Source organism: Sphingomonas jinjuensis (assembly GCF_014197105.1).
Classification (GTDB): Bacteria; Pseudomonadota; Alphaproteobacteria; order Sphingomonadales; family Sphingomonadaceae; genus Sphingomonas; species Sphingomonas jinjuensis.
This window is the reverse complement of sequence record NZ_JACIEV010000003.1, coordinates 334937-348575: the sequence shown is the minus strand read 5'-3', so window position 1 is coordinate 348575 and position 13639 is coordinate 334937. Positions and strand designations below refer to the sequence as shown.

The window sequence follows — 13639 nt, the reverse complement described above, 5'->3', positions numbered from 1 at the left end:
ACCGGTCGCTAGGCCGCCTGCGCGTACGGCGTCGCCGTCGTCAGCCCATCGAGGAACTGGCGCGTGCAACGGGACCAGTCGAATTGCCGCCCCGCCGCGGCGACGTCGCTACGGTCGAGTATCAGGGCACCCCGAACCGCGGTCGCCAGGTCGGCGTCCAGCACGCCGGCGCCCGGCGTCACGACGTCGAGCGGCCCAGCGATCGGATAAGCCGCCACCGGTACGCCGCTCGCCAGCGCCTCCGCCATCACCAGCCCGAAGGTATCGGTCAGGCTGGGAAAGACGAAAACGTCGGCGCTGCGATACGCCGCCGCCAGCCGCTCGCCACGTAGCGCGCCGAGGAACAAAACCTCGGGATAACGCCGCCGCAGCGTCGCCAGCGCCGGACCATCGCCGACCACCACCTTGCTGCCCGGCAGGTCGAGAGCGAGGAACGCCTCGATATTCTTCTCCGGCGCCACGCGACCGACGTGGAGCATGATCGGCCCCGGCAGCCCCGCCATCTCGGCCAGCCGCTCGCCATCCGGCCCGAACAACGCCAGGTCGACGCCGCGCCCCCAGCGATGCAGCCGCGTCAGACCGCGCGCGCGCAGTTCCGCCTCGAGCGTCGGCGTCGCGACGAACACCCGCTCCGCCTGCGCATGGAAACGGCGGAACGAGGCCCAGAACAGATCGGCCGGCAGCCGTGTCCGCACCGCCAGATAATCGGGAAAGCGGGTGTGGAACGACGTCGTGAACGGCCGTCCGGTCGCCACGCACCAGCGCCGCGCCGCCCATCCGAGCGGTCCTTCGGTGGCGATATGCACCGCCTCGGGCGCGAATGCCTCCAGCCGCCGCCGCACACCGCGCCCCGATCCGAGCGCGAGCCTGATCTCGGGATAGCTCGGGCATGGCAAGGTCGGGAAGCCGTCGGGCGTCACCGTCTCCACGACATGCCCGCCCTGGCGAAGTAGCTCGACCGTCGTCGTCAGCGTGCGGACCACGCCGTTGACCTGCGGGCTCCAGGCGTCGCTGACCAGCGCGATCCTCACGCCACCGCCTCGACCGGCACCAGTTGCGGCCGGCTGCGCTCGCGCACCCGCTCCGCCATCGCCTCGGCGCGGGTCTGCTCGGCCCAGTCGATGATGCTGAGGCTGCCGTCCGCCGCCTCGACCAGCGCGGTGCAGCTCTCCACCCAATCGCCGTCGTTATAGTAGGTCACGTCGCCGAACGCGCGGATTTCGGCGGAATGGATGTGCCCGCACACCACGCCCTCGACGCCGCGCTCGGCCGCCGCATGCGCGACGACTTCCTCGAAGCGCGAGATGAACGATACCGCGTTCTTCACCCGCTTCTTCATATGCGCGGCGAGCGACCAATAGGGCAGGCCGAACATCCGCCGCACCCGGTTCACCCAGCGGTTGCTCTTGAGCAGCAGCGTGTAGGCACCGTCACCCAGGAACGCGAGCCACTTGTGATAGAGGACGACATTGTCGAACTGGTCGCCGTGGATCACCAGCAGCCGGCGTCCGTCGGCGGTGGTGTGGATGTCGTCGTCGAGCAGCTCGATCCCGCCGAATTCCAGACCGACGTAATCGCGGAAATGCTCGTCGTGGTTGCCGGGGACATAGATCACGCGCGTCCCGTGCTTCGCCATCTTCAGGATCGCGCGGACCACGTCGTTATGCGCCTGCGGCCAGTACCAGCCCTTGCGCAGCTGCCAGCCGTCGACGATGTCGCCGACCAGGTACAGCGTCTCGCACTCGTTCCGCTTCAGGAAATCGAGCAGCATCGTCGCATTCGATCCTGCGGTGCCGAGATGGAGGTCGGAGATGAAGATCGTCCGATAGCGCGTCCGCGCCCGCTCCAGCCCACCGTCGCCGCGATCGTCCTCCTGCTCGCTCATCCACGCCGGCAGTTTGGCGAAGGGAGGCACCGGGCGGCTGGATCGACGACCCTCGCGGGCAGTTTCGGGCAGTAGCGGCAGCGAAGCCATGGCTCTTCTCCTTGGGAGAATGAAGGAACAGGGTTCCTCGACTGCCTTGGTTCTCTATCCGTACTTCAAGACACTGCCGTGCAGGATCGGTGACAAGTTGAAGACGTAGCGTTGCCGTAATGCGGCTGGTCCTGCCATTGCACCACGACGGCGATCATCCGATCTTCTGGAACATGAAGAAGATCGGTTTCCTGTCGTTCGGCCACTGGTCCGACACGCCCCATTCCGCCACCCGTTCGGCGAGCGACGTGCTGCTCCAGTCGATCGACCTCGCCGTCGCCGCCGAAGAGCTGGGTGCCGACGGCGCCTATTTCCGCGTGCATCATTTTGCGCAGCAGCTCGCCTCACCCTTCCCGCTGCTCGCCGCGGTCGGCGCCCGTACCCGCCGGATCGAGATCGGCACCGGCGTCATCGACATGCGCTACGAGAACCCCTTCTATATGGCGGAGGACGCGGGATCGGCCGACCTGATCGCCGGTGGCCGGCTACAGCTCGGCATCAGTCGCGGCTCGCCGGAGCAGGTGATCGAGGGTTGGCGCCACTTCGGCTATGCCCCCGCACCCGGCGAAAGCGACGCCGACATGGGCCGCCGCCATGCCGAGGTATTCATGGAAATCCTGAAGGGCGAAGGCTTTGCCCAGCCCAACCCGCGCCCGATGTTCCCCAACCCGCCCGGCCCCTTGCGCATCGAGCCGCACTCGGCCGGACTTCGGAACCGCATCTGGTGGGGTTCGGCGTCCGACGCGACCGCGGCCTGGGCGGCGAAGATGGGGATGAACCTGCAAAGCTCGACGCTGAAGGCCGATGAGAGCGGCGAGCCCTTCCACGTCCAGCAGGCGCGTCAGATCCGCGCCTATCGCGCCGCCTGGGCCGAGGCGGGCCATCAGCGCGCACCGCGCGTATCGGTATCGCGTTCGATTTTCGCGCTGACCAACGACCGGGACCGCGCCTATTTCGGTCGCGGCGACAGTTCCGACCAGATCGGCGTCATCGACAACATGCGCGCCGTCTTCGGCCGTTCCTACGCCGCCGAGCCCGATGCCTTGATCGACCAGCTCCGCGCCGATGAGGCGATCGCGGAAGCTGATACGCTGCTGCTGACCGTCCCCAACCAGCTTGGCGTCGAGTACAACACCCACGTCATCGAGAGCATCCTGACCCATGTCGCGCCGGCGCTCGACTGGCGCTGAGGATCAGCTCCGGGCTCGGCGGGCGCCTAGCGCGGTGCCCGCCACGACCAGCATTGCCGCGATGGCGGCGGATGCGGCGACGATGCCCGCCCGCTGTCCCCCCGCGGCATAGATCCCGGCCAGCGCCCACAAAAAGACGATCGCATAGGCCAGGTTGCCGCGGCCGCGATAGACGGTCAGCCCCGCGATCACGCCCCCGATCGCAACCATCAGCGCCGAGATCGCCGGCGCGCCCTCACCCGCCTCGACGCCATGGAAGCGAAGCGACGCCGCGACGTTGACGATCGTCGCCGCGGTCAGCCACGCCGTCAGCGCGCTGAGCGGCAGCACCGCCAGCCAGCGCTCACCGGTCGTGTAGCGAGGACCCGCCGCGGTGATCCGCAGATACGCCACGATCAGGCAGCCGAGCGTCCAGCCGATGATCGCCACCGACACGATGTTCAGCCCGAGCAGCTGCGTATAGGCCGCCCACACGGCGTTGCCCAGGAACGCCCCCGCCGCCGGCCAACGAAGCCGCGCCACCAGCCGGTTGTCGCGCTGACCCGGCAAGGCCTGGTACACCGCGAACAGCAGCGAGCCCGTATAGAGCGCGCCCCAGATCGAAAACGCCCACCCTGCCGGCGTGATCAACGTCCGCACGCTATTCGACTGCGATCCGATCGGCATGCCGATGCCCAAAGTCGGCAACACCGGCGTCAGTATCTGGAGAATTGCGAAGGCGATGACGGCGATCCGTGCCGTGTCATCGGCATGCCGTGCGGCGGCGGGGCGGGCGAACGTGGTCATGAGTGCTCAACCCGTCTGTCCGACGTCGGTTTCGTGCTCTGGCCCAGCGTGACCAAAGCTGCGACAGGAGCGATCAGTCCTTCGGGAGAGGATCGACATGCGTATCGCTTTCATCACGCTGTGCCTGGCAGCGTTTCCCAGTCTTGCCGCCGCACAGACCACCCAGCAGGCCGCCCGCCCCCCGGTTGCCGGTCCACCGGCCGGCACGGTACCGCAGGGCTGGTCCGTCACGATCGGGGCGGCGCCCGTCGTCGGCCCGGCGTGGCTGGGGTCCAAGGACTATTCGCTGTCGATCTTCCCCGACCTTCGCGTCGCCTATCGCGACGTCCTGTTCGCCTCGGTTCCCGACGGGCTCGGGTGGAACGCGCTGCGCCGCGATGGGTGGCGGGCCGGGCCGCTCGTCAAGCTGCGCTTCGGCCGCGACGACCGCGACGGCGGCTCGCCGTTCCTGGTCGCCGGCGGCAGCGACGCGCTGCGTGGGCTCGGCAATATTCTGGCGACGGCGGAAGCGGGCGGCTTCCTAGAGAAGCAGTTCGGCCCCCGCCGTGGCTGGCGCGCGCGCGCCGAAGTGCGCAAGGGGCTGGGTGGCGGGCACGAAGGCATCCTCGCTGACCTGGGGTTCGCCCGCCAGGGTCGCGGCAATGGCTTCAGCTACAGCGTCGGCCCGCGCGTCACGCTGGCGAGCGCGGCCTTCATGCGCCCCTATTTCGGCATCGACGCGCGCCAGTCGGGCGCCACCGGACTCGCCCGCTATCGTCCGCGCGGCGGCCTGCTGTCCGCAGGTCTGGGCGGCACGCTGGTTAGGCCGATCGGTCGGCGCAGCGCGGTGACGCTGTTCACCGGCATCGACTATCTCGGTGATCCGGCCGGCCGATCGCCACTCGTCCGCGAACGCGGCGAGCGGCTCCAGGCGTCGCTCGGCCTCGGCTATGGTTTCCGCTTCGGGCTATAGCGCTAGCGGATCTCGGCCACCCCGCTCAGCTTCGAGACGCCCGCCTCGTCGAACGCCTCGACCGCGACGTAATAGCGTTGCCCCACCGTCGGGGCACGCAAGGGCAGCGTTGCCGCCTCGCCCGCGGCGACGCGATCGGCGAACAGCTGGTACGTCAGCGCCAACCGATCGGGCTTGATCCCCCAGCGAACGTTATAGCCGACCGCGCCCGGTACGCGCCGCCAGCGGATCGTCGCGTCCCGCTGGTCCCTACCCCGCGACGCCTCCGCCAGCATCGGCGCGGCGGGAGGCGCGCCATCGGCGTTGCCGAACACGCGCAGGTCGCTGACCGCCAGGTTCGCGCCACCGATATGGCCATGCACGTAGCGGACGTAGCGGGTGCGCACCGCCCGCGGCAGTTCGAAATAGGCGTTGGGCCGGTCGCGTCGCGGCGGCTCGGTTCGCGCCAGCGGCGACCATCGCCGCCCGTCGAGCGAGTGCTCGAGCCGGAAGTCGGTGTAGATGTCGGCGGCATCGCCGAACCGCCCCGCCTGATAGTCGGCGAAGTTGACCTGCACGGCCCGCACCGTCTTCGCCGCGCCCAGGTCGACCGTCAGCGTCGCGCCCGGCGCCTTGCTGGGCGACAGCCAGAAGCTGCGCGGATTCTCGTCCGCCGCATCGGTCGGCGGATGACCGGCGACGCTCGCGCTCGCCGTCATCGGCTTGCGATAGGACAGCAGCATCCAGCCGGTGAACAGCGCGTCGGGATCGCTGACGCGCGCCGTCGGCATCCGCTGCGGAAAGTCGCCGAACCGCGTCGACACCCGCATCTGTCCGTCCGCCTCGAACGCTGCCGGCCAGAGGCCGACGCGCCGCTCGAACGTCCAGTTATAGCCTATCCACGGCGTCCCCGTGTTCCACCAATTGCCATGGACGTCTTGGAACGTGTTGCCGTGCCCTGCGCCTTGGACGAACCCGCCGGGTTTGTACCCGACCGGATTATACGCCGCATAGGTGAACGGACCCAGCGGCGACGTGCCGACGTACACGCCGGTCGCATAGGCATTGTGCTCGGTGCCGGGCGCGCCATATTGCAGATAATAGCGCCCACCGACCTTCGTCATCCACGCCCCTTCCATGAAGGGCTTGATCGGCGTCCCGTCGGGTAGCGTGCCGCTATGGTCCTGGCCGAACCGCTCCCACCCGTGCCGCGCCGGATCGAGCAAGACCAGTGATTCACGTGGCGTGCCATAGGTAAGCTTGCCGTCCGCCATGCTGATCGGCGCGCCATAGATCGGGAAAACGTTCGACGAATTCCAATAGAGATACCAACGCCCGTCATCGTCGCGGAACAGGTCGGGGTCCCAAGGCCCCGGCGGCACCTGACCCGGCTTGATCGCATCCTCGAACCCCGACCTTACCGCCCCCGGCAGGTTCGGCAGGCGGCGGACGTAATAATCAAGCTTGCCGCTCGCCGGGTCGCTGGTCGTATAGATCGCGCCCTGCCCCGTCATCGACGGCATGATAAGCAGGCGCTCGCCGTCCGACGTCACCGCCGGCGCGACGATCCCTTCGGCGGGCCAGCGGCTCGCTGTCACGAAGCGCCACGTCACCAGGTCCGTCGATCGCCAATAGCCATCGGCCAGCGTCAGGAACAGGTAATAGGCGCCCTTGAACGGCACGATCACCGGGTCGGCGCCGGTGCGGTACGAGACGCCCTCGTTCACCTGCTCGAAGTTGTAGCGGTAGTCGACGTCCACCGGATTGGCGTAAGTCGCGGCATTGGCCGGCACCGACAGCATGAGGGCGAAGAGCGGCAGGTAGCGGATCATCATCATCGTGCCTGAATAAAGAGGTTGGTCGTCAGCCGGCCGACCCGCGGATCGGCGCTGAGCGGCATGTCGGCCGGGATGATCCCCGAGTGCAGCAGGCACCCTTGATAGATCACGACGCGATCGCGTTTCGCCTCGACCACGCCAATCTGGTCGAACGCCGCGTTGCTGGCGTTGGTGTAGCCAATCAAACGTTCGCTATCGCGCCGCGCCGCCGCCACGAGCGCTTCGCGATTGCCGGCATCGACCCGTTCGATCCCGGTCGCGCGCTGGCGATAGAAGGCGGTGCCGCTGCCGGGCGTGTCGGCCAGATAGTGGAGGACGGCGATATAGCCCGGATCGACCGCATCGAAATGCGGCGCCCTTTGCGCCGCTGCCAGCGCCGACGGTTGGGTCGTGACCATCGAAAAGCTGCCCTCGATCCAGTCGAAGCCGTCGACGTCGAAGGCACCGCCGATGAACGGCGCCACCGCCTGGAGGAGCGCGGTCGCATAGCCGTGCGCGGCGCCGTCGGCGGGGGTCAGCACCCGTCGCACACCGGGGTAATAGCTCCCAGCAACGGCGGGAAACGGCGCCATCGCCGCCGCCAGGTCGATCACGGCCGCGGTGTCGCCGATCACGTCGTCGACGATTACGACGGGGCTATCGCTCTGCCCGACACGGAGCAGGCGCGGCGTCATGCGACCCCGCGCCCCTCGCGTGCCTCAGAACTTGTAGCGCGCACCGACCTGGAACGACCGACCGACACCGACGGTGCCATTCTCTTCCTTCGTCGGGTTGCGGCCGGCCCCGGCGCCCCAGGCCGAGTAGTTGCGGTTCACCGAATCGAACAGGTTGAACGCCGCGAAGTTGATCTCGAGGTCGTGACCCCAGGGCATCTTGAAGTTCTTGGCGATCCGCGCATCGACGCTCGAATAGCCCAGGAACGTCCCCGGCCAGAACACGCCGCCGAAATTACCGTAGCAGCAGGCGTTTTCCGGGGCCCGCTGGCCATCGGCCGGGAAGATCACCTGGCCGAACGACGGGCCCGAACTGAACGTGCCCGTCACCGACAGCTTCGTATCGAACGGACCGCGCGCGATCGCGGTGCCGACGAAGCGCCACTTCTCGACACCGGCGACGAAGTTGGTGCCATAGGCATCGACGCGCGGGCCATTGTAGAACTCGTCGCCCTGCAGCTCCTGCGCGACGTTGCTCTTCGCCTGCTGGATCGTCAGCGTGCTGGTGAAGCCCCACTTCGATCCCGCGACGAACGGCTTCTCGGCAGTGAAGTACACCGCGTTGTACGTCGCCTTGCCGTCGTTCGACCCGATGTTCAGCTTGCCGCTATAGCCGGGCAGCAGGCCCTGCGCGGGGAAGCCGTCCTCGATCCACTGGTCGCCCTGCGACGTATACTGCCCGCTCGGCAGGCGATTGCCGCGAACATATTTGAAGATGTTGTGGCTGCGGATGTGGCTGAGCGTGATCGACGTCTGGATCGAACCCAGCCGCTTGCGCACGCCGATGTTGAACTGGTCGGAGAAGGGCAGCTTGGTGTCGTTGTTGAGTAGCCACACCTCACCGCCGACACCCGTCGCGGTTGCGGCCGCGCGGAGCGTATCGACGTTCTTGTACGCCGGGTTCCACGCCAGCGTCGTCGCCGGCAGCGCGCCGCCGTTGCCCGCTCGCACCGACGCGCAGGTCGGCTGGCCGCTGCCGTCGCAGAAGTTCAGCAGCAGCGTGCGCTGGTACACCGCCTTGATGGTTTCGATCGCCGAGGTGATGAACAGCGGCCGGTCGTAATAGCGGCCGGCACCGGCGAACAGCACCGTGTCGCGGTCGCCGTTGATGTCGTACGACACGCCGACGCGCGGCTGGAACGCCTTCCAATACGGCTTACGGTTGCTGCCGGTGGAGATGTAGTCCTCCGGGTTGATTCCCGCCGCCTTCCACGGCTGGTATGCGCGCAGCGCGGCGGCGATCGGCGCGGGGGTCACGAACCGGTCGTTCTTGGCGTTGTCTTCGTAATCCCAGCGGATGCCGGCGTTGATCGTTAAATGCTCGTCGACCGTCCAGTCGTCCTGGATGAACAAGCCGACCTGGTTGTTGTTAACCGACGCCGCGCGGACCGGCACGACCGAGATCTGCGCAGATTGCGGCGTCGAGGCATCGAACGACGTAAAGGTCTGCGGCGTGAAATAGTAGGCGCCGTTGCCGAGATTGTCCTCGGCGCGCGACAGGGTGCTGGCGGCGAAGCGGAAACCCGCCTTCACGACATGCGCGCCGCTGAAGAAGGTGACGTTGTCTTTGAACGTGACGCTCTTCTGGTTGTCGTACTGCTCGAAGCCGTTGGCGCCCAGCGCCGCAAGCACGCCGCCCGGCACGCCCAGGATGATCTCGGGACCGTCGGCGACCCGCGGCGTGCCGTTGAACGCCTTGTTATAGGCGAGCGTCGCCTCGTTCAGCCACTCGTCGCCACGATGGTTCCACTCGAGCTGATACTGGTCGATCTTGGACTGCAGGAAGTGACCGTGCGACGGCACCGACGTCCCGCCGAAGTCCGCCAGGTTGCTCTCGCGGCGCAGGAAGACGCTGAAGTTGATCGTGTCGGCCGCCGACGCGAAAGCGGTCAGCTTGCCGAAGTACAGCTTCTGGTTGAAGCTCTGCGGATAGCTGCCGTTGTACTGGCTGGCGATCGCCTGGGGGATGCCCTGCGACGTCTGCAGCAGCACCGAATTGGATGGCAGCCGCTGGTCGGTCGCCTCGAACGCGCCGTAGAAGTGCAGCACGTCCTTGATGATCGGGCCGCCGAAGTCCCCGCCATATTGCTTGCGATCGTAATCGGGCTTGGGGATCGTGCCGTCGGGGTTGTTCGCCTTGCCCGGCCGGTCGAAATAGGGGCGACTGATGAACGACTTGGGCTGCCACTCGCCGAACAGCGTGCCGTGGAAGCTGGTGCCGCCCGACTTGGTCACTGCAGTGATGATCGCCGATCCGGCCTGCTCATACTCGGCCTTGAAGTTCTGGGTATCGACCTTGAACTCCTGCACCGCCAGCTGCGGGAAGGGATTGCCGCGGCTGAAGTTCTGGCCGGCGACGCCGCCGTGGTTGACCTGGTTCTTCAGGCTGAGGCCGTCGATGTAGACGTTGATGTTGTCGGCGCTGATGCCGCCTGCCTGCACCTGGCGCGCACCGTTGCCGGGCGTCACCGCGACGCCGGGCGCAAGCGCGGCGAAGTTCAGGAAGTTGCGATCGTTCTGCGGCAGACTTTCGATCTGCTGCTGCGACACGTTGGTCGCGACTTCGGCGGTGCGCACTTCCTGGGTGCGCCGCGCGGTCACGACGATGTCGCTGCCCGTGCCCGATCCGGCCCCGCCCTGAGCATTGGTTTCGGTGGTGGCGCTCTCTGCGGCGCCCGCCGCGGTGCCGAGGTCGACGGTGATGATCTGGCCGACGGGTACCACGACCTGCTCGGGACGCTGGCCCGCGACCGCGATGCGATAGGTGCTGGGGCGGATGCCGGGGATTGTGTAGTCGCCCGCCGCATTTGTGCGGCCGTTGATGACCTGGCCGGTCGTCAGGTCGGTGATGGTGACGGCAGTGCCAGCCGGCGCACCGGCGACGCGCCCGCGCAGCGTCGATGTCGTCTGTGCCAGCGCCGGTGTACTTATCACGAGCGCAGCGGCGACCGCTACCGCCGAGATGCCGCGGCGAAGCTGCGCACGATAGATGCTGGATGCCATGTCGGTTCCCCTCACTAAACCACCGCCCCTCTTTGCGCGCACGGATGGCCCGTGGCGCCGCAGGGCTTATGGAACCGGTTACGCTTACCCGTAACCGGTTACAACCGACGCCGCGAAGCCCGATTAACTATCGCGACGACTGTTGCCCGGCAGCCACACTCATGGCAGGCGCACGGCAGTGGCGGGCGATGAACGCCTCATGCGTCGGCAGCCCGGCGGCGACGTCGGCGATCACCTCCTCGACGTCCTTCAGGAACGCGCTCGCCTGATCGGCGGGGATCATGTCGACCATCGGATCATAGTGCGCCTTGAGCCCCTGCCCCAGCAGCACCTGCACCCAGCTCTCCTCGCGAAACAGCTCCGCCTTGCCATGCATGAAAAACCGCGCCGAGGCGGCGAACAGGTCCAGCCGCTCGGTCAGGCTGTCGGGCACGTCCATATGCTTGAGGTAGCGCCAGAACTCGGTGTCCTCTCGCTCCGTCACCTTGTAATGCGCGATGATGAAGTCGCGCACGTCGCGATATTCGAAGTCGGTCTGCCGGTTGTACTCGTCGATGTCCGCGGCGTTGAAGCCGCGACCCGGAAACAGCGCGATCAGCCGCAGGATGCCGGTCTGGATCAGGTGGATGCTCGTCGATTCGAGCGGCTCGAGGAACCCACCCGCCAGCCCGAGCGCGACGACGTTCCTCTCCCACGCCCTGTGCCGCTTGCCCGGGTGGAAGCGGACCGGCCGCGGCGTGTCGAGCGCCGGCGCGTCGAGGTGCGCCATCAGCGTCGCCGCCGCCGCATCGTCGTCGACGAAGCGGCTCGCATAGACATGACCGTTGCCGGTGCGATGCTGCAGCGGAATGCGCCACTGCCACCCCGCGCCATGCGCGGTCGAGCGGGTATAGGGCGTCAGCTCGCCGGCCCGCGCGCTCGGCACCGCCAGCGCGCGGTCGCACAGCAGCCACTGGCTCCAATCCTCATAGCCGACGCCCATCGCATCGCCGATCAACAGCCCGCGCATGCCCGAACAGTCGACGAACAGGTCGCCGTCGATCTTCCGCCCATCGGCGAGCATGACATGGTCGAGGAAACCGTCCTCTCCACGCCGGTTGGCCGCGACGATCCGCCCCTCGATCCGCTCGACCCCAGCCGCCTCGGCCCGCCCGCGCAGGAACCGCGCGAAGAGCGAGGCGTCGAAGTGATAGGCGTAGTCGATATCGGCGAGCGGCGAGTGCGGGTTGCTCGGATCGGGCATGGCGAAGCGGTTCATCCGCGCCGCCAGCGTGTTGAGGGCATAGTGGTCGAGATGCTTCGCCCGTCCCGCCGCCTGCTCCTTCAGCCAGAACTGGTGGCAATGCAGCCAGTAGAGATCCTGCCCGATCTTGCCGAAGCCATGGATGTAGCTGTGCCCGGGGCTGCGCCAGTTGCGGAATTCGATGCCCAGCTTGAACGTCGCCTGGGTGGCGCGGACCATCTCATATTCGTCGATCCCGGCCAGCCCGTTGAAGGTGCGGATCGCCGGGATCGTCGCCTCGCCAACGCCGATCGTGCCGATCTCCTCGCTCTCCATCAGGCGGATCGTGTAGGCGCCGAGAAACAGCCGAGAGAGGAGTGCCGCCGTCATCCATCCCGCCGTACCGCCACCGACGATGGTGATGGTCTTGAGCGGCGGATTGGGGTGATCGGTGTTCGTCATGCTCTACCTTACGCCGTCATTGCGAGCGGAGCGAAGCAATCCAGCGACGGACCGGGACGCGATGGATTGCTTCGCTTGCGCTCGCGATGACGTTGATCAGCCCAGCCACCCGCCGGTAAACCCCGCCCGCTGCAACCCGCGCCGGATCGTCGGCGAGCGCCGCATCGCCCGCCACACCCCCTCGTCCCGCGCATTGGCGATCGCGCCCGAAATCGCGCCCTGGTCGATGCCGAGATAGTCCTTCGCCACCCAGCCGCTCTTGGCGTCGACCGATCCGGTTTCCAGCTTGACGTCGGTATAGCGGAACGACGGGTTGAAGCTGTCGAGGAAGCCATATTGCCCGTACAGCCGCGGCCAGCGCTTCATCGCTGCCGCCGCCGGCACTACGATCTCGGGCGCGAAGGCGAGACTGCCGAGCGCCGCGGTCGGTGCGATCGTGCCGTCGTCGCGCTCGTCGGGCTGCCCCAGCGGCCCGCGCGCCGCATAGCCGAAGAACTCCGCGGTCCGCCCCTTGAACGGCAGCTGGAAATTACCTGGCCCGTCGCACGCGGTCAGGCCCCAGACGTCGCGGCCATAGCCGTCCCATCGCATCGGATTGGCGATGCAGTAGGCGCGGTTGGCATAGGTCGCGCGGCGGCTGTTCTCGAAATAGTCGAGCCCCGCCTCGCGCATCGCCGCATCGCGGATGCCGCGGAAGTCGATCCACATCTGGCTGTACTGGTGGCCGAACAGCGGCGCGAAGGCCAGGTGCCGTGTCCCGCCCTCACCGCGCCAGAAGCCGGGATAGGTCTTGGCCCACGCGTCCCACGCCCCGTCCGCCAGCGGCTTGCCGCGGCTGCCGAGGCCGACGATATAGACCATCATCCCCTCGTTGTACCCGTCCCACGCGCGCTCGATGAAACCCTTGCCGGGATGCCAGCCCATCGACACCGTGCCGCCCGCGTTGGTGAACCACGGCCAGTCGGCGCGGTCGGTGATCCGCGCCGCGAGCCGCCTGATCTCCGCTTCGACCGGGTCGGCGCGGTCGTACCATGCGCCGGCGAACAGTATGCCGAGAAACAGCAGTGTGGTGTCGACGCTCGACAGCTCGGTATCGCGATAGCGCGTGCCCGTTTCCATATCGAGGAAGTGGTAGAAGAAGCCCTGGTGACCGCTGACGCCGCTCTCGGCATCGCCCTGCTTCGCCTGGTCGAAGAAGCGCAGCGTCGTCAGCGTCAGGCCGCGCGCCTCATCGCGCTTGATCCAGCCACGCTCGACCCCGATCGGATAAGCGGTGAGCGCGAAGCCGACCGCGGCGATGCTCGCGAACGACGGTGTCGGCCAGCGGTCGGGCACCAGCCCGTTGCTGCGGTTCGCGAGGTCCCAGAAGTAGCGGAAGGTGCGATGCTCGAGATCGTCGAACCAGCGCGGCAGCGCGGGCGTCGCCGCCAGCGCGCTTGCGCCCGGTATCAGCGCGGCTCCCGCAGCCAGCGGCGCGCGGGCCAATAGCGTCCTGCGATCGAGGGCGATGGTCATGCGG

General features: G+C 67.6%; 10 protein-coding genes. 2 read left to right on the top strand and 8 right to left on the bottom strand.

The features are described 5' to 3' along the window. Positions 1-8: 8 nt before the first annotated feature. Together GGQ80_RS07310 and GGQ80_RS07305 are read right to left on the bottom strand one after the other, a co-directional pair. Complete coding sequence (locus tag GGQ80_RS07310; protein WP_183983235.1) at positions 9-1031, bottom strand: glycosyltransferase; 1023 nt, start codon at positions 1029-1031, stop codon at positions 9-11. Further along, positions 1028-1975, bottom strand: a complete 948-nt coding sequence (locus tag GGQ80_RS07305; RefSeq protein ID WP_425506024.1) for a UDP-2,3-diacylglucosamine diphosphatase — start codon at positions 1973-1975, stop codon at positions 1028-1030. Before GGQ80_RS07305 ends, GGQ80_RS07310 begins: the two co-directional genes overlap by 4 nt. Positions 1976-2148: 173 nt before the next feature. Here GGQ80_RS07305 and GGQ80_RS07300 point away from each other — a divergent pair, with 173 nt between their 5' ends. Beyond that, positions 2149-3165, top strand: a complete 1017-nt coding sequence (locus GGQ80_RS07300; protein WP_183983399.1) for an LLM class flavin-dependent oxidoreductase — start codon at positions 2149-2151, stop codon at positions 3163-3165. A gap of 3 nt (positions 3166-3168) precedes the next feature. Here the strand turns inward: GGQ80_RS07300 and GGQ80_RS07295 are convergent, their stop codons facing one another. After that, positions 3169-3951 (bottom strand): hypothetical protein, encoded by a 783-nt coding sequence (locus GGQ80_RS07295; RefSeq protein WP_183983234.1) that lies wholly within the window; start codon positions 3949-3951, stop codon positions 3169-3171. Positions 3952-4048: 97 nt separating this feature from the next. Between GGQ80_RS07295 and GGQ80_RS07290 the strand changes: the two genes are divergently transcribed. After that, entirely contained in the window at positions 4049-4903 is an 855-nt protein-coding gene (locus GGQ80_RS07290) for a MipA/OmpV family protein (protein ID WP_183983233.1), read from the top strand. 2 nt (positions 4904-4905) lie between these two features. Here GGQ80_RS07290 and GGQ80_RS07285 read toward each other — a convergent pair whose 3' ends face one another. The 5 genes from GGQ80_RS07285 to GGQ80_RS07265 form a co-directional block, all read right to left on the bottom strand. After that, positions 4906-6714 (bottom strand): family 43 glycosylhydrolase, encoded by a 1809-nt coding sequence (locus GGQ80_RS07285; RefSeq protein ID WP_221364234.1) that lies wholly within the window; start codon positions 6712-6714, stop codon positions 4906-4908. Positions 6715-6716: 2 nt separating this feature from the next. Continuing rightward, a complete protein-coding gene (locus tag GGQ80_RS07280) occupies positions 6717-7394 on the bottom strand; it encodes a DUF6445 family protein (protein WP_183983231.1) in 678 nt (225 codons plus the stop codon). A 24-nt stretch (positions 7395-7418) separates the two neighbouring features. Beyond that, positions 7419-10436, bottom strand: coding sequence for a TonB-dependent receptor (locus GGQ80_RS07275; RefSeq protein WP_183983230.1), 3018 nt, complete (start codon positions 10434-10436; stop codon positions 7419-7421). A gap of 127 nt (positions 10437-10563) precedes the next feature. After that, complete coding sequence (locus GGQ80_RS07270) at positions 10564-12120, bottom strand: tryptophan halogenase family protein (protein ID WP_183983228.1); 1557 nt, start codon at positions 12118-12120, stop codon at positions 10564-10566. Between the two features lie 96 nt (positions 12121-12216). Then, positions 12217-13635, bottom strand: a complete 1419-nt coding sequence (locus tag GGQ80_RS07265; RefSeq protein ID WP_183983226.1) for a glucoamylase family protein — start codon at positions 13633-13635, stop codon at positions 12217-12219. Between the last annotated feature and the right edge of the window lie 4 nt (positions 13636-13639).